Here is a 20,203-nt window from a genome sequence, read left to right as displayed (position 1 = left end):
GGGGCACAGGGTCAGGCAAGGCGGCAGGATACGGGCAAGCCGAGGCTTGCCGCTGCCGCAAGAGAAGATCTTTCTAGTGTCGCAGCACCGACAACATCAGGTGTCGGCGTGGCCAGGAGGGGGGATGGGTACCACGGGATCGCAGGAAGGGATCCCGCAACCAGTTATCAAGCAGTGACGCTGAGAAGTTGTTGCCAAGCAGCAGGGGGAGGATCAGCAGGGCGACCAGTACCCCCAGCAGAGCCATCGCCCCGAAGGAGAGGGCATTGACGCCAGTTTGCATCTGGCACTCATCGCCCATGGCTGACCCATCGTCCCCCTGATGGCAGGAGAGGATCATGCCATCGCCCGGGTGACCCATGGTGGCCATTGCATGAGAGATCTCGCCATCCGCCATCGCCATGGATGAATCGAACATCACCATCGGCAGGGGGCTGTTTTGGGTCGTCTCGGAGGAGGGGGGAGAAGCATGCCAGCTAATGCAGAGAGTCAGATTGCACACGAGCAGCAGCGCCAGCAACAGCTGGGCCAGAGCAACGCAGGGCAATCTTGCAGCAAGCTGGATGAGTGACAAACTGGATATCCTTCTGGAGCAGATGGTTGGACTGTAAACCTTGCCACAGGGATAAGGTCAAGGTGCGCACCTTGGCGTCATGGGCAATGGGATAAAAATACCCCCGCAGGTGCGGGGGTAGGGGTTATCAGCAGGGCAACAGGCGTGTCTTTACTGTTTTGCTCCTTTTTCCGAGCCTCGCATGATGAGGCGGAAGAAGAGCGGGATAAAGAAGATGGCGATAAAGGTCGCGGCCAGCATGCCGCCGATGACCGGCCAGCCGAGGGCGTGACGGCTCGCCGCACCGGCGCCGCTGGAGGTGACCAGCGGCACACAGCCGAGGATGAAGGCGAGCGAGGTCATGACGATGGGGCGAAAACGCAGGCGTGCTGCCTCCAGTGCCGACTCGATGAGGCTCATCCCCTCTTCATGTTTCATCACTGCGAACTCCACGATCAGGATGGCGTTCTTGGCCGCCAGCCCGACCAGCGTCACCAGACCGATCTGGAAGTAGACGTTGTTGGTCAGACCCACCAGCCAGGTGGCCAGCAGGGCGCCAAACAGGGCGAACGGCACCGCGGTGATCACCGCAAATGGCAGGCTCCAGCGCTCATACTGGGCGGCCAGAATGAGGAAGATCATCACGATGCCGAAGCCAAAGGCCATGCCTGCACTGCCGGCCGCCGCCTTCTCCTGATAGGCGGAGCCGGTCCACTCCAGCTTGGCGTCGTTGCCAAGGGTGTTGTTGGCTACCTCTTCCAGCGCGGCGATGGCTTGACCCGAGCTGTAGCCCGGCGCCGGCTGCGCCATGATCTTGGCCGCCTGGAAGATGTTGAAACGCTCGACCAGCTCGGGGCCGGTGGCGTCACGCACCGTGACCAGACTGCTCAGCGGGATCATCTCCCCCTTGTTGGAGCGGACATAGACGTTACGAATGTCGCTCTTCTTGGCGCGGTAGTCCGCCTCGGACTGCAACTGTACCCGGTAGGTACGGCCGAACTGGTTGAAGTCGTTGACATAGACCTGACCAAAGGTGGCCTGCATGGTGTCGAACACCGCGTTGATGGGCAGCCCCAGTGCCTTGGCCTTCTCCCGATCCAGGTCGAGATAGACCTGCGGCACGTTGGCGCGGTAGGTGGTGGTTACGCTGGCAAACTCCGGGCGCTCCTTGGCCGCTTCGAGGAAGCGCTGTACTTCGGCCGAGAACTCCTGGGCATTGCCCGAGCCGCGATTCTGCAGATACCCCTCAAGACCCCCGGTAGTGGACATCCCCTGAATGGGCGGCGGGTTGAAGGAGGCGACAAAACCGTCAGCCAGCCCCATCATGCTCATCCCCTGCAGGGTCTTGGCCAGTGAGAAGGAGTCGGCGCCCGCCTCTTTGCGCTCGCTCCAGTCCTTCAGGGTAATGAAGGTGAGGCCGCTGTTGCTGACGATGGCGCTGGAAAGGATGTCAAAGCCCGAGAAGGTGATGACATCCTTCACGTTGGGGTTGGCCATGGCGATCTTGTCGAACTGGTTGGCGACCGCCTGGGTACGGGTCATGGCGGCGGCATCCGGCAGCATCACTGCGGAGATGAGGTAACCCTGATCTTCGTTCGGTACCAGCTCGCCCGGCACCTTGAGGAAGAGGCCGTAGATGGAGATCAGCAGAACGGCGATGATGCCAAAGGCCACGGCCACCCGGCGGTTGAGGAAGGCCACGCCACGCACATAACCACGGGTCAGCTGATCAAACTTGTCGTTGAACCAGACGAAGAAACGGGCCGGTTTGTGGTGCCCCTCTTTGAGCAACACGGCGCAGAGAGCCGGAGAGAGAGTCAGCGCCACCAGACCGGAGATGGCCACCGACACGGCAACCGTGATGGCGAACTGCTTGTACATCACCCCCGTCATACCGCCCATAAAGGCGACCGGCAGGAATACGGCGCAGAGTACCAGCACGATGGCGACCACCGGGCCGGAGACCTCCTGCATGGCGAGAATAGCGGCCTCTTTGGGCGAACACTTCTTCTCCTGCATGATCCGCTCGACGTTCTCCAGCACCACGATGGCGTCATCCACCACGATACCGATGGCGAGCACCATGCCGAACAGGGTGAGCAGGTTGATGGAGAAGCCCAGCACCAGCATGCCGGCGAAGGTACCGATCAGCGATACCGGCACCGCGATGCAGGGGATCAGGGTGGCGCGGAAGTTCTGCAGGAACAGATAGACCACCACGAACACCAGCACGATCGCCTCGAACAGGGTGTAGACCACCTCCTCGATGGAGATCTTCACGAACTCGGTGGTGTCGTAGGGGATCTGGTACTCCACATCCTGCGGGAAGCGGGCCTTGAGCCGCTCCATGGTGTCGTGCACCGCACCGGCCACCGCCACGGCGTTGGCGCCCGGTTGCAGGTAGGTGGCGATACCGATGGCCGGTTTGCCGTTGGCCCGTGCCAGTACGTCATAATCCTTGCCGCCGAGCTCGACCCGCGCCACATCCTTCACCCGGATCTTGGAGCCGTCAGGCATGGAGCGAACGATGATGTTTTCGAACTCCTTGACGTCCTCGAGGCGCCCCTTGGTCTGCACCGTGTAGGTGAAATCGACCGGAGCCGAGGTAGGCTGGGCGCCGATCTTGCCCGCCGCAAACTGGGTGTTCTGCTCGCGAATGGCGCCGATCACATCGCTCGGGGTGAGTTCGAGCTGGGCCAGTCGATCCGGCCGCAGCCAGATGCGCATGGCGTAGTCGGTACCGCCAAACAAGGTGGTATCACCGATGCCGGGAATCCGCTTGAGCTCGTCGATGATGTTGAGCAGGGCGTAGTTCGACAGATAGGTGGTATCAAACGAGCCGTTTGGCGATTGCAGGGTGACCACCTGCAGGATGGCGGTGGACTTCTTCTTGACCGTTACCCCCTGCTTTTTCACCTCTTCCGGCAGCTGGGCCATGGCGGCCGAGACCCGGTTGTTGACGTTGATGGTGGCCTGATCCGGGTCGGTGCCGATCTCGAAGTAGACGTTGAGGTTCATCTGACCGTTGGAGGCAGAACCCGACTGCATGTAGATCATCTGCTCCACGCCGTTGATCTGCTGTTCAAGCGGCGCGGCAACGGTCTGGGATATCACCTCCGGGGTAGCGCCCGGATAGAAGGCGGTCACCGAGACCACCGGCGGGGTGATCTGCGGGTACTGCTCGATGGGCAGCGATCGCATCGCCGCCAGTCCGCCCAGCACGATAATGATCGAAATCACGCTGGCGAAGATGGGGCGTTCGATAAAGAACTTGGAAAACATGCGAACTCCTTACTTGGCCGCGGACTGTCGAACCAGCTTGGCACTGATGGCCTGCATCTCTTCGGCAGAGACCGGCTTGACCACGCTGCCGGGGCGGGCCTTCATCAGCCCCTCGACGATGTAGTGCTCGCCCGGCTCAAGGCCGCTGTCGATCAGCACGCCATCGGCAACCACGGCGCCCAGCTTGACCGGACGGGGAACGACCTTGTTGTCGGCATCCACCACCATCACCATGCGGTCAGCCTGGGACTGAACGATGGCGCGCGGCGGCACCACGATGGCGTTTTTGCGGGTGCCCAGATCGATGGTCATGCGGACGAACTGGCCCGGCATCAGCACGCCATTTTTGTTGTCGAAGATGGCACGGGCACGGATGGTGCCGGTCTGCGGATCGACCCGGTTGTCGGAGAAGTTGAGCTTGCCCGCCTCGGGATAGACGGAGCCGTCAGCCAGACGGATGTGGGTGCGCCAGTTGGTGGCATCCTTGGATTCGATCAACCCTTTTTTCACCGAGTTCTCGAAGTTGAGGCGATCCTGCTCCGAGTAGGAGAAGTTGACGTAGAGCGGGTTGTACTGGGTGATGGTGGTCAGCAGGCTGCTGTCACCGCTGGTGGAGATAAGGCTCCCCTCTGACTGGGAGCTCTTGCTCGCCATGCCGTCGATGGGGGCGGTCACCTCGGTGTAGCTGAGGTTGAGTTCGGCCTCTTTGACCTTGGCCTGAACGGCCTGCAGACTGGCGACGGCCGCCTCGTAGTTGGCGAGGGTATCGTCATAATCCTTGCGGCTCACCACCTGACGCTTGAACAGCGGGATGATGCGATCCCGATCGGCGCGCGCCTTGTTGAGACGGGCCTGCTCCTGGGCAAGGGCGCCCTTGGCCTGTTCGAGGGCCACCTTGTAGGGCTCGGGGTCGATGAGGAACAGCTGCTGACCGGCGGTAACCGGCTGGCCCTCGACATAGGTGCGTTTGAGCAGAATGCCGCTCACCCGCGAACGCACTTCGATTTCACGAAAACCGGCGGTCTCGCCCACCATCTCGGTGGTGAGCGGCACATCGGTCAGGGTCACTTCATTGACCACGACAGGGAAGGCCGGAACACTCTGGGCCGCCGGGGTGGATTCACCGCCACAACCGCTCAGTCCGCCGATCAGCGCCAGAGTCAGCAGGGCGCGCTTGAGCGGGGCATCTGCACCAGCCCTGCCAGTCTCTTTGCTGGCATCATAGCGGCGAGGGTGTCCGGTATTTTTCTCCATCTGGATCATTAACGTCATGATAAAAAACAGCTTCTCTTGGGGTGGAAGGGGGATGATAGGCGGGCAACCTTGAACCGAACCTTCTCAAGGGGACAATTTGTCCCCAAGTGACGAGGTTTCGTGCTGTTTTGATGGAAAAAGAGGGCGTTAGCTGTGCTGGTCGAGCGCGGCCAGCAGCATGGCACTACTGTGGTGGGGGCGGTAACCGTTGAGGGCTGCAAGTCGTTCGCTGGTGTGGCCGTGGCCAACCAGACGCCCTGTTTTCAGCTCGATCAGGGTAGTGAAGTTGCGTCTGACAAATTCGGCGTCGTGACTGATGGCCACTATGGTGGTGCCCTTTGCCCGCTCGCTGGCCAGCCAGCGTTCCAGAATGGCCAGCCAGCGGGGATCGAAATCCCGGCTCGGTTCGTCGAGCAGCAGCAAGGCGGGCTGCATGGCATGGAGGCAGGCCACCGCCACCATGCGCCGCTGACCGGCATCGAGATCGAGCGGATGGGAGGCCGCCCACGTTGTCAGCTCGCACTCTTCCAGCGCGGTGGCGACCCGCAGCCGGATCTCCTCGCGCGGCAGTTTCTGCAGGCGCAGGCCAAAGGCGATTTCATCCTCGACCCGGCTGTGAAACAGCTGACGCTCAGACTCCTGAAACAGAAAGCCGATCTGACTGGCACGGGCCAGTGCTCGCTGCTTGCAGAGCGCCTGTTGTTGCCAGCTCACCGTGCCCGAGGTGGGGGCCAGCAGACCCGCCGCCAGTCGCAGCAGGGTTGACTTGCCTGCGCCGTTATCCCCGACGATGACGACCTGTTCCCCACTGGCAATTTGCAATGTGATGTCGTGCAGGCAGGGATTGTCCGGTGCCCATGAGAAGCAGAGGTGGTCAAAGCTCAGCATAAAACTCCCGCAACATGGCCAAGGGGTAGGGGTGATGGCGCGGGTCGCGCACCTGTAGCGTCTCGCGCAGGGAGTCCGGCAGGATCACCCGCCCGGGCAGATGGGGCAGCACCTCGCCCAGCTCACCGCAGGCCAGCTGGCGGCCATGGTCGAGCAGCAGGAATCGCTCGCATAAGTGAGCGGCCGGAAAAAGCCGCTGTTCCAGCAAGATGACGCTGCAGCCGCTTTCCTCGCTGTAGCGGCGGATCTGGCGCAGCATGGTTTGGGTTGCCGCCGGGGTCAGACGGCTAAAGGCCTGATCGAGGATCAAGAGCTTGGGAGCCATCGCCAGGGCGCAGGCCAGCACCACGCGCTGGGCTTCGCCTCCCGACAGGTCGAGGGGATGGCGGGCTGCCAGCACCTCGCAGTCACAGAGCGCCATGGCATCGGATACCCGCTGGCTGACCTCATCGGGCAGCAACCCGAGATTGGCAGGGCCAAAGGCCACCTCATCGGCGACCGAAAAGCAGCAGCCGGAAAATTGCAGGTAGGGAGATTGCTGTACCCACTGACGCACAGCCGCATGGTGATTGAGCTGGCCGCTATCATGGGGCTGCCCGAGAATGACGCCCTCTCCCGCCAGCGTGTCGAGGTGCAGCTGGGACCAGCCTCCCGCCAGCAGCTGGGCCAGCAGGGATTTGCCTGCCCCGTTGCCACCCAGGATGGCCAGCCAATCGCCCTCTTTCAGCTTGATATCGAGTGGGCCCAGTTGAAAGTGGTCAGGGTGGGCCGCATGGCCGATGGTCACCCCTTGCAGCGAGATCATGGCCACCACCTCCAGACAATCTCGAGCACTACCAGCAACAGCAACAGATAGCGCAGTAGCGGCTCATAACGTTGCTGCGGGATCTCCGTCATGCGGGTGCGAGTCGGTTGGCTGCGAAAGCCGCGCAGATCCAGTGCCATGCTGCGGGTGGCCAGCTCGCTCAATGCCTGCCCGACCAGCGGCGAGAGCAGCGGGAGCGTGGCCTTTAGCCGGGCCAGCGGATTGCCGTCAAAGGGTACGCCGCGGGCTAGCTGGGCCTCCCTGATAGTGCGCAGCTGGTGGCCGAGCTGCTCTTTGAGCAGCAGCGGGCCGCAGCAGAGGTAGGAGAGGGCAATGGGCAGCCGGCTGGCAAAAAGCGCATGAACAAACCGCTCGGTCGAGACCGCCCACAGCCAGAGTTGGGCGCTGGCCAGACAGGCGAGCAGCCGGCACCAGAGGGGCAGAATGGGAAACGCTTCGCTGGCTGGAACCGCTGGCATGCCGAGCAGGATCCGCAACCAGGGGCCGTGCACCAGATAGAGCCCCAGCCCCAGCGGCAGCATTACCGCCAGCACCAGCTTGAGCCGGGCGCGGGCACCCGGCAGCAGCACCAGGACGAGCAGCGGCAGCAGGCTCCACCCCCAGAGCCAAGGGGGCGGCAGCACGCTGGCCGTGACCGAAAACCAGAGCCAGAGTGCGAGGGAGGTAAACGGGTGCATCAGCGCACGGCGGCCATCTGCGGGAAGTGGCGCAGGGTGCGCTGCGGCAGGCGGCGTACCAGCCCCCAGGCGATCAGCACGGTCAGCAGTTTATCCAGCAGGTTGGTACCCAGCACGGTGACGGCGACCGACTCCTGCAGATCGCTCCCCATGGCGTGCAGGTAGGCAACCACGAAATCAGCACCGCTGCCGGTGGCGCCACCAAACAGGTAGGAGCGGATAGGAATGGCCACCAGGGTGAGCGCCAGGGTGATCACCACGCTGCTCACTACCACCTTGGGCAGATTGTTGAACCAGCCGGCCCGCGCCAGCAGACCGGCACTGAGGCCAATCATCATGGCGACCGGGGCAAAGGCCGCGGCGATGGGGCCGGTGAGCAGGCCCCACAGCAGGTTGGTGAGCAGGCCGGTGGCGATCGCCATCCAGGGACCCGCCAGAATGGCGCAGAGCACAGTCCCGATGGAGTCGAGGAAGATGGGGAGCTTGAGCATGGAGACGGCCTGTCCCGCCACCATGTTGATGGCGATGCAGATGACCATAAAAGCCAGGTTGTAGCTGGAGAGTTTACTGACGGACATAGTGATCCTCACAAGGTTCTGGGGGTAATGAGCAGCTCTTCATAACCGGATTGGGGGCAGGGGGCACGGCCAAAACGGTACGCCTCCAGCTCTCCGACTACCAGCTCGAGGGTGGTGCGCACCCGGCAACCGGGCAGCACGTGGCCGCCGCGCATCAATCCCTGCTCGTCAGAGATGGAGAGATGCAGGTGTTCGCACTCCGGATCCAGGGTGCCGCCAAGGGCGATCACCTCGAAGGCCCCCTCCAGCAGGGTGCCATCGGGCTGGGCGGCATAGCGCAGGTTGGCGTGGGTCAGGCTGCCGACCGCCCCGGCGATCCAGGCCGCCTGCAGGCCGTGTCGGGCCATTTGGGCGCGCAATCCGGCGATAAGATCCTCCCCCGGCAGCAGGCGCAGGGCCAGAAAACGGGCGGGGGAGAGAGGAAGGTGAGTTGGGGTCACTGCTGGCACTCCTTGCTGCAAAAAGAAGGTGCCCTGAGGCACCTTGTCTGGATAGGCTGTTTACGCCCTTTTATCGCAGGCAACCGCGAGCCGCTTCACAGTTTGGCGATATCATTGCGGCATCCGGCGCCACATCAGGCGAAGCAGGCCCAGATGGGGGCGTGATCCGAAGGCTTGTCGATACCGCGCAGCTCGTAGTCGATGCCGGTCTCGGTCACCTTGTCCTTGAGAGCATCGGAGGCCATGATGAGGTCGATGCGCAGGCCACGGTTCTCGTCAAAGCCCTTTGAGCGGTAGTCAAACCAGGAGAAACGCTCGCACTCGGTGGGATTGGCGGCGCGGAAGGTGTCGGTCAGGCCAAACCCTTTCAGCCGCTCCATCCATTCGCGCTCGATGGGCAGGAAGGAGCACTTGCCATCCCGCAACCAGCGCTTGCGGTTCGCTTCGCCGATGCCGATGTCGAGATCGGTGGGGGAGATATTCATATCCCCGATCAGCACCAGCTGGTCGTCCGGCGTGTGATTGCTCTCGAGGTAGTGCTGCAGATCCTCGTAGAACTTCTGCTTGGCCGGGAACTTGGTCTCGTGATCCTGACTTTCACCCTGCGGGAAGTAGCCGTTCATCACCTTGATGAGGGAGCCATCTTCGCGCTCGAAGGTGGCCATGATCATCCGGCGCTGGGCCTCTTCATCATCGGTGGGGAAACCTTTCTCCACCTTGACCGGCTTCTGCTTGCTCATGATGGCGACCCCGTAGTGGGCCTTCTGGCCGTGAAACTCCACGTGATAACCCATGGCCTCCACATCGGCCAGCGGGAAGGCTTCATCGTGCACCTTGATCTCCTGCAGGCCGATCACATCGGGCTGGTGCTTGTCGATGATGGCTTGCAGCTGGTGCAGGCGGGCGCGCAGGCCGTTGATATTGAAAGAGATGATCTTCATGTCCGGGATGCTCATGTCATTTTTATAAGTCGCTATTGGACTAGGAATCGGCGGTGGATGCAAGTTCGGGGCGCGGGCCTGCGCCAGTGGCCGGCCCGCCTGGCAGGGAGAGGCGTCAGCGGGTCATCTTCTTGACAAACACCACCACAAACAGCGCCAGCGTGAAGCTGCCGGTGAAGGCCTCGAAGGCGGCAAAGAGGCGCGAGAGGCCGATGGGGGTGAAGTCGCCGTAGCCCAAGGTAGTGAAGGTGACCACGCTGTAGTAGAGGCACTCCAGCAGAAAGATGGCGTTCTGCTCGAAGGGGGCGCCCGGGTGATAGGCGAGATGGTTGCCGTTGAAGCTCAGGCCAAAGAAGAAGTAGAAGATGCTGCAGATAAAGATGAGCAGCAGGGAGAAGAGCACCACCCGCATCGGGGCTTCACCGTAACCGCAGAACAGATCGACTATCCAGGAGGTGAAGCGCTGACTCGACCAGAACGGCAGTTGCAGCCGGCGCATGGTGAGCTCCTGCTGGATATAGTTGCCGGACATGGTGAAGATCCCCTGCGCCTCGGAGGCTTTGCGCAGATCCCGGTAGGTCTCTTCGGCCTCCTTGAACCAGACTCTGGCCTGCTCGGGATCCCGCTCGCGACGCCCCTTGCGATCCTGCATTACCCGTTTGCCGGTCTGCATGTTGTCGAGTCGGGTATTGTGCCAGCGAATGCCGAGCAGGTTGACGTCATCAAGGATGGCGCAGTGCAGGTTGGCATCGCTGAGATCGGCCTTCATCAGGCTTCCCCCCTTCATGCGCAGGCCGTAGAGGTGACCACCCCGCAGGTTGGCGCGATAGAGGTTGCACTGCTCCAGCAAAAATCCCTGTTTGGACCCCTTGTTGACCAGATTGAGACCGGCCAGATTGGCGCGGGCCAGCTGCAAGCCGTGGCAGAGGCCGCCAGCACGGACATACTGCTCAAGCGCCTCTGCGGTGTGGGGATCCTGTTTATTGGTATGCGGGTCGTGCCAGTGGCAGAGATCGTGCTCGCCAGCCTCCTCGTTGCAGTGGCGACCATCGGCCACCAGATAACGGCATATCGCCATCCTTGTTTCCCCTCTGCTGCCAGTCTGGTTTCAGCATAGGCGCCCCAAGGGGAGTGCGGGGTCAGCTGAACTGGTTGAACTCCTGACGCAGCTTGCGAAAACGATCCTGCTGGGCGGGGTTGAGGGGGATGCCGTCGAGCATGTCCAGAGTGTCCTTGCACTCGGTACCAAACTCCGGGCTCTTGCGGTTTTTCTGCATCAGTTGCAGCAACACCTGAATTTTGTTGAGGGCGGCACCGGTGTTGGCTGGGGCCCGGCGCAGCGCCTCGCGAAAGTGACCGAGCGCCTGTTCCAGCTCGCCCGCCTGATAGGCCTTGATGCCCAATTCGTTGAGCTGCTGGTAGCGCTGACGGCGCTCGAGCACTGTCTTGTCATCCCGGGTCGCCTGAATACAGGTGGTGAGCAGGTGATCCTCATCCTCGGCCAGCAGGCTTTGCAGACTCTCGGCATATTCGAACTCGCCGAGTTGATAGAGGGCGAGGATGGTCTCCCCGAGCAGGGTCGGGGGCATGGTGGCCGGTTCGTCGAGCCAGTTCTGGTTGGCGCGATAGAGCATCTTCTTGCCCTTGAGCAGCTCTCCCAGCGCAATCTGCACCCGCGCCTGACAGATCTGCTCGAACACCGGGTAGTTGAACTCCGACATCATCAGCGAATCGCGGATGCGCGACAGGGCTGAGTTGACCTGCTTTTGCAGGTTGGCGATGTGGTAGCTGTCGTTGCTGTTGAGGGCGTAGAGGGTCAGGGTCTGGATATAGGCCCCCAGATAGTGGGGGGTGCGGTGAATCGAGTTGCGCGACAGGTCGATGAGAGAGAGCAGTACATCCTTGGCCTGAGCGTAGTCGTGGCGCAGCAGGCACACCTCGGCCAGTCGGCGAGCAAGCTGGACTGACTGGGGCGAGATGTCGACGGCCCGCTTGAGCTCCTGCTGGGCGACCTCATCGTTGCCAAGAGCGAGCTGGGACTCTGCCAGCCAGCGGTAAGCCTCCACCATCAGGGGGGTATTCTTCAGAGTCGCCTGCAGGTGGCTGACCGCCTCTTCATGGAGCCCCAGGGTGTTGCACGCCTTGCCCAGCGTCAGGCGGGCCCAGCTGTTCTCCTGCCCGGCCAGCAGCTGGCGCATCAGGGATCGCGCCTCCTGAGCCTGCCCCAGCTTGAGATGGGTATCGGCCTGCAGGCAGCGGCAGTAGTTGGCATAGCGTGGAACCGTATCGGCCCGCTCGGCGCAGGCGGTAATCAGCGCGGGCAGGTCATCCTCCGCCATGGCGCTAAACACGCTGGCGAGTGCCTGACGGCGGGCGAGGGCCCGTTTGATGCGAAACGAGAACTGCTCCTGGGAGAAGGGCTTCATCAGGTATTCGTCGGGCTCGGCTTCCAGCGCGCTCAGCACCATGGCGCGGGAGCTGTCGCCGCTCACCATGATCACCACGCTTTGGGGAGGAACCAGGTGCTGATCCCGCAGGCTCTCCAGCAGCTGGCGGCCATTCTCGCCGACCCCCAGATCGTAATCGATGAGATAGATGTCAAAACTGCCCTTCTGGCAGCGGCGGCGCGCATCCTCGGCGCTGTTGGAGAAGGTGATGTTGCTGATACCGATATTGATCAGCATCGCCTTCATCATGACCTGAAACGAGCGTTGCTCGTTGACCATCAGAATGCGCTGGGGCTTGGCTGGGCTTTTCTTTTCGGGCTCGGTATCCGGTATCTGCATCTGTCTGGTCGAGGCGCTACGGGCTGATGGGGAAAGTGTGCCACCAAAGCGGCTGAAGAGGCAATTGGCCAAGTTGCCGTTTGTATACCTTGCTCTGCTGTCGTCGTGGGAGAAACGTTGGGAAACAGAGAGGGCCCGGTTGTGGGCCCTCTCTTTTTATTTTTTCTTCTCTGCCAGATAGGGGGCAAATTGGGGCGTGTGGATGGCCTCGAATCCCTTGTCGGTTTTGACGATGAGATAGACCGCAAGCTTCTGCTCCTTGGCAAAAGCCATCGCCTCAGTGGGGCCCATCACCATCAGGGCGGTATCGAGGGCATCGGCCTCCAGCGCAGTGGGGGTGATGACGCTTGCCGAGACCAGCTTATGGGTGATGGGCTGGCCGGTGGCGGGGTCGATGATATGGGAGTAGCGCTGGCCATCGAGCTCGTAGTAGTTGCGATAGCTGCCGGCAGTGCTGAGTGCCATGCCGTTGGGGATGACGATGTCGGAGAAGGCACCCGGCTGATCGGAGGGCTCGACGATGGCGATTCGCCACGGCGAGCCCTTGCTGTTGTGGCCCTTGCTGCGCACCGCACCCGCCACCTCGATGAGGTAGTTGTTGACCCCCTTGCTCTCCAGCAGGGCGGCGATTTCATCCGAGGCAGCCCCTTCACCGAGGGTGGAGAGGTCGAGATAGAGCTCCGGGATAGACTTCTCAAGCAGGAAGTGATCCCCCTGTGGCGTCAGGGTCAGCTTGTCGATCCCCACCTTGTGGCGGGCGGCGGCGATGGCCGCGTCATCTGGCCGCTTGACGGGGCGCTTGTCCGGGCCAAAGCCCCACAGATTGACCAGCGGCCCGACCGTGACATCAAGCTTGCCATTGGTCAGGTGACCTGCATCGATCCCCTGCCGGACGATTTTGGCCATGGCTGCGGGGATGACGAACGGCGTGTTGGCTGGCCCCTGATTGAAGCGGGAGATGAGCGAGTCGGGGTCATAGGTGGAGATCTCGCTATTCATCCTGGCCAGCAGGTTCTCCACCTCGCTCTTGAGCGCGGGTTCGCCACCGGGGAAGGGATCGCTCAGGGTGACCACATAGTAGGTGCCCATGGTTTTGCCCTGAATGCGGGTTTGGGCCGGGGGCTGGGGTTGGCAGCCGGTGAGCGCCAGCAGCAGGGTCAGCAGCAGGCAGCGCAGGGCGGTAGCGGGGGTTATGGCCATCATCAGCAGGTCTCTTGTTGGCGAAGGGCTGGTCGGGGCGCTAGCTTAGCCAAGGGGTTGGCGACGGGCGAGCCCTGCCCGGAGAAAATGGCGGAAAAAATTAAACAGACTTTGCTTATTCTGGTGAGCTGGCCCACAGCTTCGGGCTAAATTCATAGCCGATTGAATACAGGCGAGTAAAATAAAGGTCGATTTTGACAGCATCTTTGCGTGCATTCTTGAAGATGTGTTGCGCAAACCTGTTGCCATTCATTGCCAATCAAAGGAGAAGATAATGAAAAAGGCGATTACCCTGCTGTTTCTGAGTACCCTGGCTGCCCCGGTACTGGCCGATGAGTGCGCATTGGTCATCGAGGGCAATGATGCCATGCAGTACAACCTCAAGGAGATGAGCGTACCTGCGACTTGCAAAGAGGTAACCGTCACCCTGAACCACACCGGTAAACTGCCGGTTACCGGCATGGGCCACAACTGGGTGCTGGCCACTACTGCCGACTATCAGGCCGTGGCGACCGCCGGGATGAGCGCTGGTGCCGAGAACAACTATTTGCCCAAGGATGACCCCCGCGTACTGGCTCACACCAAGCTGATTGGCGGTGGCGAGAGCACCAGCGTGACCTTCAAGACCGACGGTCTGGCCGGCAAGGATCTCACCTTCTTCTGCTCCTTCCCTGGCCACTTTGCCATGATGAAGGGCACCTTCAAGGTGAACTAAGGCTATGACCGGCATCGCGCCGGGCGTCTGAATAGAAAAAGCCGGGATAGCCCGGCTTTTTCATGCTCTTTTGCTGTCCCGCCGCTACTTCCCTTGCAGGGTAAAGAAGGCAATGGTGCTCTTCTTCTGGCAGTCGAAGTGAATGCTCTCCTCGCCACTCACCACCAGCGTCTCGTTGATAGCGACCACTTGCCCCTGCACCGTGAGCTGGCCGCTCAACAGATGGCAGAGGTAGGTTTTCTCTGGCTCGAGGGTAAGGGTCAGCGGAAAGGGGAGGTTCAATACCCGTACGTTGGCCGCAATCCTGTCCGGGTGGTAGATAAGGCCGAGGTCGGTCACCTCTTTTTTCAGCAGTTCGCAGTGGGTCTCCTCATCACCGCCAAAATGCGCCGCTTCAAAGGGGGCATAGGGGTGGCCGTTCAGTACGAAGCCGGCGCCGCTCACCGGCAGCAGAATGCGCTGATAACCCGGGAAAGTAGAGAAGCGACCAGCCTCCTTGATGGGGGCTGTGCTGAGCCGGTAGTCAAAGTCGAGCTTGTCTAGGCTCGCTCCCTTGGGGGAGATGAGGATCTGGGCTGTGGTACCCTGCTTGTTTTTCCAGGGCATCTTCTGGTGGTCAGACTCTTTGATCAGGGTGATCACGGGCACTTCCTCAGCATGAAAAAACAGAGGGAGCCGGGGGGATTGGCCCCGGCTCCCTGATAAATAGACGGTTGGCGTGGCAGGGTATCAGCCCTGACCATCCAGCGCCGCCAGCCTGGCTTCCATGGCGGCGAGACGGCTCTTGAGTTCGCTCACCTCCTGCTCCAGCTCGCTCAGGCGATCCGCCGCAGGAGAGGCGTAGGCTGCTGCCGGAGCGGCTTCCATCATCGCCTGAATATCCACTTCACCGCTAAAAAGATGGGCGTAGCGGGATTCGCGCTTGCCCGGTTCACGTGGCAGCTTGACCACATAGGGGCCGCGCTCGATAAGCTGGGTCAGCACCGCATCCACTTCGGTTACATCATCAAAACTGCACAGTCGATTGGTGCGCGAGCGCAGTTCACCCGGGGTTTGCGGGCCACGCAGCAGCAGTTCGCAAATGATGCCGAGCTCCTGAGCGCTGAATTTGAGTTCGCCAAATTCGGTGTTGCAGAATCTGTGTTGATAGCGGGGCACCCGGGCGTTGAACCCGGCGGTATTGACCACCAGTCGCCGGCGGATCAGCTCGTCAACCACGGCGCGGATGTCGAGCTCGGCAAGCTCCAGCACCGGCTCGCGGTTGCTCTTCTGGTTGCAGGCGTTGACCAGTGCATTGAGGGAGAGGGGATATTGATCCGGGGTGCAGATCTCTTTTTCAATCAGGCACCCGATGACACGGGCCTCCAACGGGCCAAGTACTAACTCCATTTCCTACTCCCTAGCAAATCGCGATATCAAGAGCCCCTATCTTAGCCATGACCTCTGCTCCGTCCAGTTTTGTCCGCCATTTTTGCGAGCGTGCAGAGGGGTTGGCGAAAGCGTCGCCAGCAGGAGGAGCCATTTGATTGCTATTTCTTGGCATGGAGTGAGGTTGAGTGGGTAATGAAAAGCCCGGCTCTCTGGCCGGGCTGAAGGATAAGTTGCTTATCCTGATATTCGTCGAGGCATCTATTGTGGATGTTGCTTGAGGATCTCGTATATCTCCTCTTTCAGTTTAAGTTTCTGTTTTTTCAGATCCTTCACCTCGGAGCTGTAGTCACTGGCGTGATGCTTTTCCAGCTTCCTAATCTCCTCATCCAGGTCGTTGTGCAAGTCAAACTTCTTCTGGAAATGGACATCACTGCTCTTCAGTCTCGAGATGAGTTCTCTGTACTCTGGGAACATGTAATGGAGCCTCCTTGGTTTCGTTTGATTGTGCCTGTAAGACCAAGCTACCCCTTAGCGACGGTGATAAACGTGATCATGATCGAATTTAGGGGCAATGATTGGATATACTTGAAAGGCTATTTTTAAGGCATTGAATTGATTCGGAATAAATGAGTTTTCAATTCAAGGCATGGGCCAAAACGTGGTTCGGATCACATCACTGGCATGAGGTCGGCGAGCGGCAGAGAGCAAAAAGGGGCCTTGTGGCCCCTTTTCAGTGATGAGGGGAATCACCCCTTATCCTTGTCAGTCTGCTCTTTCTTCTTTTTCTTTTCAGGCAATGGCTTGCCGTCGCGATGGATCACCTTGCCCGCTTCGAAACCGATCTGGGCGGCCAGCTCTTCGAGATCCGGCGACTTGGCCTGATCGCCAACGGCGTAACGGTAGTTGGCCACGGAGAGGCGTTCGGCCACCGGGGTATTGGCAACAATCGGCTCACGCCAGCCCTGCCCGATGTGGGCCACCAGAGTGCCGTTCATCAGCAGCTCACCGATGATCTCCTGAGTCGGGTTGCCCTTGCCGTAGGTGAGCCCCTGCGGGTGCTTCTTGCCGACCAGCGGCTCATTGCTGGCGGGGATCAGCTTGGTACGGATCAGCCACTTGGGATTTTTGGTGTTGCCCACCGTCTTGCCGGTCTGATACTCGTTGATCTTGATGGTCTTGATCATCTGGGCCATGAAATCCTTGGTCAGCGCCTTCTGGGCCTCGCTGTTCTCATCGATGACGATGGGGGCCACATACCAGGTCATGGTGGCTTGAGTCTTGGGGGCCGCGGGCGCGGTTTGCGCCATGGCCAGAGGGCTGAGCAGCAGGGCAGTCAGCAAGAGTCCGATTTTCTTCATTCTGATTCCGCTTATGTTTCAACTAGGATTTTGTTTTGCCAGCGACGACTGCGCCAGCGCCAGAACATGGCCAGACCGCGAACCCACTCGTCGCAGGCCAGCGCCAGCCAGATGCCTACCAGTCCATAGCCCTGCATGATACCAAGGAAATAGGAAAGGGGTACGGCAATTCCCCACATGGAGAGCAGTGCCATGTAGAGGGGGAAGCGGGCATCACCCGTCGCGCGCAGGGCGTTGATCACCACCAGATTGAAGGTGCGGCCTGGCTCGAGGATGAGGCTGATGAGAAAGAGCTGCGCCACCTGGGTGATGATGTCGGGGTCATCGGTAAAGAGGCTGATGATGGTGCGGCCATTAAGCGCCGCCGCCACGGCGATGACGCAGGTGACCGCGAGCCCGAGCTTGAGGCTCTTGAGCAGTTGTTGATAGGCCCGGTCAAACTGTCTGGCGCCCGCCAGATGGCCGATGATGATCTCGTTGCCAAGACCGATGGAGAGGCCAAACAGCAGGATGAACAGGCAGATCTGGAAGAAGTAGGACTGGGTTGCCAGCGCCTTGTCCCCCAGCAGGCCGACAAAAGCGGTCACCACCATGAACTGCAGCATCCAGGAGAGGTTCTCGCCGGCGGCAGGCAGGCCGATATGGAGCACCTTGCCCAGCATCTCCCGGCTGGGGTGAACGATGTCGCTGATCTTGAGGTGAATGCCGGTTTTGCGGGCCACCAGCCAGACCAGCATCACCACGCCAACCAGACGCCCGGCCACTGTGCTGATGGCAACACCCGCCACGCCCATCTGGGGCAGGCCGAACCAGCCGTAGAGCAGCAGCAGGTTGCCGACAAAGGTGATGAGGTTGACGATGAGAGTCACATACATCGCCTGACGGGTATGGCCGTGGGCGCGCAGCGTCGCTGCCAGACAGAGCGCCGCCGCTTCCGGCAGCAGGCAGAGGCCGATGATCTGCAGGTAGAGGGTGCCATCGCTCATCAGGTTGGCTGGCAGGTTCATCAGCGCCAGCATGGTACTGGCACCGGCCATCACGCCGACAGCCGCCACCAGACCGATCAGCAGGTTGAAGCCGATGGCGGTGTGGATCACCACCCGGCTGCGCTCCCTGTCACCAGCCCCCAGATACTGGGTGATCACCACGCTGGTACCGATACTGACGAAGCTGAACAGGGTGATGGCCAGATCGAACACCTGATTGCCGACCGCCAGTGCCGCGACCCCCTGATAGGAGACATGTCCCACCATGAAGGTGTTGAGTGCGCCGGTCAGAAAGTGGAGGGCGAGATCGATAAAGAGCGGCCAGGTCAGCGCAAAGAGCGTGCCCGGGCCTGCGTGGGATTGAGTTTGCATGGCATGTCCAACAGCTGGGACGGCACGATCTGGTGCCATCTGGTCGGGCATTTAACACCAAGCGCGGAGCGGGTGCAATCCTTGGCCGGAGACTCTCCGGCCAGAGGAGCTAGCCGGCGGATCAGGCCGGCGTGGTGCCCGCCTCCTGCTCGCAGGGGAGGGTAAGACGCGCCGAGTCGGGCAGGGCATCATCCTGTGGCCAGCGGGAGAGGATGGCATCCGTGGTGCTTTCGACCACGTCGTCATCCCTGAACACCGGCTCGCGGTAGCAGCGGGTCATGCGCAGCGCCTGATACATATCCGGGCAGAGGATGATCCCCTCGTCGCCCACCCGCACTCCCGCCTGCTTGAGCCAGTGGGTCATCTGGCCGTGGCGCCCCGCCATCACCATATGAATGCCGCGTCGTTTCAGATCCTTGTGCAGCTCTCCCACCATGCTCATTACGCTGATGTCCTGATGGGTAAAGCAGGCGACGGCATCGATCACCAGACACTTGGGATTGTGGGGATCCTGCACCAGCAGGGCCATGACTCGCCGCTTGAAGTAGGGGGCGTTGAAGTAGGTGAGCGGCGAGTTGAAGCGATAGACCAGAATGCCCGGGATCGCCTTGGCCTGCTCGTTGTCCCCCAGGGTGCGCACCACCCCTTCGTCATCCATGCCGAGCAGCTGGTCGGTGGGACGCATCACATTGCGCAGGAACTGGAACAGCCCCAGTAACACGGCGAGGGTGATCCCCGGGATCACCCCCATGGTGAGCACGCTGATAAAGGTGACCAGCGCCAGCCAGAAGGCGGCGCGGTCGGAGTGGCGCAGCGCCCAGAGGCCGCGAAAGTCGGTGAGCGACAGGGATGCCATCACCAGCACCACCCCGAGGGCAGCGGTCGGGATGTATTGCAGCGGCGCAGTCAGGTAGAAGGTGATGAGAGCGATCACCCCGGCGGCGATGATGGAGACCAGCTGGCTCTTGCCGCCGTTGGCGTCGTTGACCGCGGTGCGCGAATCCGCGCCACTGATGGCAAAGCCCTGGGAGATGGCAGAGGCGAGGTTGGCCATGCCGAGCGCCCGGAACTCCTTGTCCGCATCGATTTCATAGCCGTTCTTGGCGGCAAAGCTGCGGGCAGTCAGCATCATGGAGACGAAGCTCACCATGGCGAGGTTGAGGGCCGGCAACACCAGCTCCCGCATCAGTCCTGGGGGAAACTCTGGCATCTGGAAGGCGGGCAGGCCAGAGCCCACCTTGCCCAAGGTGGCGATATGGTACTGACCGAGGTTGAGTGCCCACACCAGTGCGGCGGTGATCACCATGGCCACCATGGAGGAGGGCCAGGCTGGCCGGAAGCGTTTGGCCAGCAGCAGGGTGGCCAGTGCCACCAGACTCATGGCCAGGGTAGGCAGATGGGTCTGGGTGATGTAGGTGGTGCCGTTGGCGATCCGCTCGATGAGATAGCGCTCGCTGAAGGTGAAGCCGAAGATCTTGGAGAGCTGGCCCACCATGATGGTGATGGCCACGCCGTTGAGCAGCCCCATCAGGATCGGGCGGGAGAGAAAGTCCGCCAGCACCCCCAGCTTGAAGCGACTGGCAATCAGGCACCAGAAACCGGTCATAGCGGTCATGGTCATCACCAGCTGCCAGTGGCGGGTCGGGTCGCCAGCGGCCAGCGGCGTCACCACGGCGGCGATGACCGCACAGGTGGCGGCATCCGGGCCGACGATCAGCTGGCGGGAGGTGCCGAACAGGGCATAGACCAGCATGGGCAGGATGCAGGAGTAGAGGCCGACGATGGCGCCGACCCCGGCGAGCTCGGCATAGGCAATGGCCACGGGCAGGGCCACCGCAGCGACCGAGAGTCCAGCGCGAAGGTCAGGCATCAACCAGGCGCGCTGGTATTGCAACAGGGCGGCTAGGCCCGGTAGCCAGCGTTCGAGAGAGAAGAAGTCGCGCATTATTTAACCCATTGAGTTACAACCAGCTTTT

At 61.3% G+C, this 20,203-nt stretch carries 19 protein-coding genes; 1 reads left to right on the top strand and 18 read right to left on the bottom strand.

What is annotated here, in order from left to right:
• Positions 1-73: 73 nt before the first annotated feature.
• The 12 genes from AAHA41_RS03680 to AAHA41_RS03625 all read right to left on the bottom strand — a co-directional run bounded on the left by AAHA41_RS03680 (position 74) and on the right by AAHA41_RS03625 (position 13,428).
• Positions 74-574, bottom strand: a complete 501-nt coding sequence (locus AAHA41_RS03680; RefSeq protein WP_323069774.1) for a hypothetical protein — start codon at positions 572-574, stop codon at positions 74-76.
• Positions 575-724: 150 nt separating this feature from the next.
• Positions 725-3,835 carry a multidrug efflux RND transporter permease subunit gene (locus AAHA41_RS03675; protein ID WP_323069772.1) on the bottom strand — a complete coding sequence of 1,037 codons (3,111 nt, stop codon included), beginning with the start codon at positions 3,833-3,835 and terminating at the stop codon, positions 725-727.
• Positions 3,836-3,844: 9 nt separating this feature from the next.
• Positions 3,845-5,107, bottom strand: coding sequence for an efflux RND transporter periplasmic adaptor subunit (locus tag AAHA41_RS03670; RefSeq protein WP_323069771.1), 1,263 nt, complete (start codon positions 5,105-5,107; stop codon positions 3,845-3,847).
• Positions 5,108-5,236: 129 nt separating this feature from the next.
• Positions 5,237-5,977: an ABC transporter ATP-binding protein gene (locus tag AAHA41_RS03665; RefSeq protein WP_323069769.1), complete on the bottom strand. Its 741-nt coding sequence runs from the start codon at positions 5,975-5,977 to the stop codon at positions 5,237-5,239.
• A complete protein-coding gene (locus tag AAHA41_RS03660) occupies positions 5,964-6,782 on the bottom strand; it encodes an energy-coupling factor ABC transporter ATP-binding protein (RefSeq protein ID WP_323069768.1) in 819 nt (272 codons plus the stop codon). The genes AAHA41_RS03665 and AAHA41_RS03660 overlap by 14 nt, the downstream gene beginning before the upstream one ends.
• The gene (locus AAHA41_RS03655; RefSeq protein WP_323069767.1) at positions 6,779-7,480 is read right to left on the bottom strand and encodes an energy-coupling factor transporter transmembrane component T; all 702 of its coding nucleotides are present in this window, start codon (positions 7,478-7,480) and stop codon (positions 6,779-6,781) included. The genes AAHA41_RS03660 and AAHA41_RS03655 overlap by 4 nt, the downstream gene beginning before the upstream one ends.
• Complete coding sequence (locus tag AAHA41_RS03650; RefSeq protein ID WP_041208635.1) at positions 7,480-8,058, bottom strand: ECF transporter S component; 579 nt, start codon at positions 8,056-8,058, stop codon at positions 7,480-7,482. The genes AAHA41_RS03655 and AAHA41_RS03650 overlap by 1 nt, the downstream gene beginning before the upstream one ends.
• 8 nt (positions 8,059-8,066) lie before the next feature.
• Positions 8,067-8,498 (bottom strand): DUF296 domain-containing protein, encoded by a 432-nt coding sequence (locus AAHA41_RS03645; protein WP_041208634.1) that lies wholly within the window; start codon positions 8,496-8,498, stop codon positions 8,067-8,069.
• Between the two features lie 134 nt (positions 8,499-8,632).
• Positions 8,633-9,439 carry an exodeoxyribonuclease III gene (gene xthA, locus AAHA41_RS03640; protein ID WP_323069766.1) on the bottom strand — a complete coding sequence of 269 codons (807 nt, stop codon included), beginning with the start codon at positions 9,437-9,439 and terminating at the stop codon, positions 8,633-8,635.
• A gap of 115 nt (positions 9,440-9,554) precedes the next feature.
• Positions 9,555-10,517 carry an ion channel gene (locus AAHA41_RS03635; protein WP_042031276.1) on the bottom strand — a complete coding sequence of 321 codons (963 nt, stop codon included), beginning with the start codon at positions 10,515-10,517 and terminating at the stop codon, positions 9,555-9,557.
• 61 nt (positions 10,518-10,578) lie between these two features.
• On the bottom strand, positions 10,579-12,225 hold the full coding sequence (locus AAHA41_RS03630; RefSeq protein WP_042031275.1) for a response regulator: 1,647 nt from the start codon (positions 12,223-12,225) through the stop codon (positions 10,579-10,581).
• A 156-nt stretch (positions 12,226-12,381) separates the two neighbouring features.
• Positions 12,382-13,428, bottom strand: coding sequence for an FAD:protein FMN transferase (locus AAHA41_RS03625; protein ID WP_323069765.1), 1,047 nt, complete (start codon positions 13,426-13,428; stop codon positions 12,382-12,384).
• A gap of 271 nt (positions 13,429-13,699) precedes the next feature.
• On the opposite strand from AAHA41_RS03625, the gene azu reads away from it, so the two are divergent.
• On the top strand, positions 13,700-14,140 hold the full coding sequence (azu, locus tag AAHA41_RS03620; protein ID WP_041208630.1) for an azurin: 441 nt from the start codon (positions 13,700-13,702) through the stop codon (positions 14,138-14,140).
• Positions 14,141-14,224: 84 nt separating this feature from the next.
• On the opposite strand, the gene AAHA41_RS03615 is transcribed toward azu, so the two are convergent.
• The 6 genes from AAHA41_RS03615 to AAHA41_RS03590 form a co-directional block, all read right to left on the bottom strand.
• Positions 14,225-14,782, bottom strand: coding sequence for a HutD family protein (locus tag AAHA41_RS03615; RefSeq protein WP_323069763.1), 558 nt, complete (start codon positions 14,780-14,782; stop codon positions 14,225-14,227).
• Between the two features lie 87 nt (positions 14,783-14,869).
• Complete coding sequence (locus AAHA41_RS03610) at positions 14,870-15,529, bottom strand: DUF480 domain-containing protein (RefSeq protein WP_041208627.1); 660 nt, start codon at positions 15,527-15,529, stop codon at positions 14,870-14,872.
• Between the two features lie 240 nt (positions 15,530-15,769).
• Positions 15,770-15,985 (bottom strand): DUF465 domain-containing protein, encoded by a 216-nt coding sequence (locus AAHA41_RS03605; RefSeq protein ID WP_041208625.1) that lies wholly within the window; start codon positions 15,983-15,985, stop codon positions 15,770-15,772.
• Positions 15,986-16,257: 272 nt separating this feature from the next.
• Positions 16,258-16,869 carry a hypothetical protein gene (locus AAHA41_RS03600; RefSeq protein ID WP_323069762.1) on the bottom strand — a complete coding sequence of 204 codons (612 nt, stop codon included), beginning with the start codon at positions 16,867-16,869 and terminating at the stop codon, positions 16,258-16,260.
• A gap of 11 nt (positions 16,870-16,880) precedes the next feature.
• Positions 16,881-18,227 carry an MATE family efflux transporter gene (locus tag AAHA41_RS03595; protein WP_201929504.1) on the bottom strand — a complete coding sequence of 449 codons (1,347 nt, stop codon included), beginning with the start codon at positions 18,225-18,227 and terminating at the stop codon, positions 16,881-16,883.
• Between the two features lie 121 nt (positions 18,228-18,348).
• Positions 18,349-20,172, bottom strand: coding sequence for a SulP family inorganic anion transporter (locus AAHA41_RS03590; RefSeq protein WP_033114283.1), 1,824 nt, complete (start codon positions 20,170-20,172; stop codon positions 18,349-18,351).
• Between the last annotated feature and the right edge of the window lie 31 nt (positions 20,173-20,203).

Source organism: Aeromonas sp. SER (assembly GCF_038739615.1).
Taxonomy (GTDB): Bacteria; Pseudomonadota; Gammaproteobacteria; order Enterobacterales; family Aeromonadaceae; genus Aeromonas; species Aeromonas jandaei.
The sequence above is the reverse complement of the archived record's forward strand: the minus strand, read 5'-3'. Positions and strand labels throughout refer to the sequence as shown.

Excerpts from the sequence above, each read along its gene's own strand:
- AAHA41_RS03675 (WP_323069772.1), bottom strand. The coding sequence starts at position 3,835 with ATGTTTTCCAAGTTCTTTATCGAACGCCCCATCTTCGCCAGCGTGATT.
- AAHA41_RS03670 (WP_323069771.1), bottom strand. The coding sequence starts at position 5,107 with ATGACGTTAATGATCCAGATGGAGAAAAATACCGGACACCCTCGCCGC.
- AAHA41_RS03665 (WP_323069769.1), bottom strand. The coding sequence starts at position 5,977 with ATGCTGAGCTTTGACCACCTCTGCTTCTCATGGGCACCGGACAATCCC.
- AAHA41_RS03660 (WP_323069768.1), bottom strand. The coding sequence starts at position 6,782 with ATGATCTCGCTGCAAGGGGTGACCATCGGCCATGCGGCCCACCCTGAC.
- AAHA41_RS03655 (WP_323069767.1), bottom strand. The coding sequence starts at position 7,480 with ATGCACCCGTTTACCTCCCTCGCACTCTGGCTCTGGTTTTCGGTCACG.
- AAHA41_RS03650 (WP_041208635.1), bottom strand. The coding sequence starts at position 8,058 with ATGTCCGTCAGTAAACTCTCCAGCTACAACCTGGCTTTTATGGTCATC.
- xthA (WP_323069766.1), bottom strand. The coding sequence starts at position 9,439 with ATGAAGATCATCTCTTTCAATATCAACGGCCTGCGCGCCCGCCTGCAC.
- AAHA41_RS03635 (WP_042031276.1), bottom strand. The coding sequence starts at position 10,517 with ATGGCGATATGCCGTTATCTGGTGGCCGATGGTCGCCACTGCAACGAG.
- AAHA41_RS03630 (WP_042031275.1), bottom strand. The coding sequence starts at position 12,225 with ATGCAGATACCGGATACCGAGCCCGAAAAGAAAAGCCCAGCCAAGCCC.
- AAHA41_RS03625 (WP_323069765.1), bottom strand. The coding sequence starts at position 13,428 with ATGATGGCCATAACCCCCGCTACCGCCCTGCGCTGCCTGCTGCTGACC.
- azu (WP_041208630.1), top strand. The coding sequence starts at position 13,700 with ATGAAAAAGGCGATTACCCTGCTGTTTCTGAGTACCCTGGCTGCCCCG.
- AAHA41_RS03610 (WP_041208627.1), bottom strand. The coding sequence starts at position 15,529 with ATGGAGTTAGTACTTGGCCCGTTGGAGGCCCGTGTCATCGGGTGCCTG.
- AAHA41_RS03605 (WP_041208625.1), bottom strand. The coding sequence starts at position 15,985 with ATGTTCCCAGAGTACAGAGAACTCATCTCGAGACTGAAGAGCAGTGAT.
- AAHA41_RS03600 (WP_323069762.1), bottom strand. The coding sequence starts at position 16,869 with ATGAAGAAAATCGGACTCTTGCTGACTGCCCTGCTGCTCAGCCCTCTG.
- AAHA41_RS03595 (WP_201929504.1), bottom strand. The coding sequence starts at position 18,227 with ATGCAAACTCAATCCCACGCAGGCCCGGGCACGCTCTTTGCGCTGACC.
- AAHA41_RS03590 (WP_033114283.1), bottom strand. The coding sequence starts at position 20,172 with ATGCGCGACTTCTTCTCTCTCGAACGCTGGCTACCGGGCCTAGCCGCC.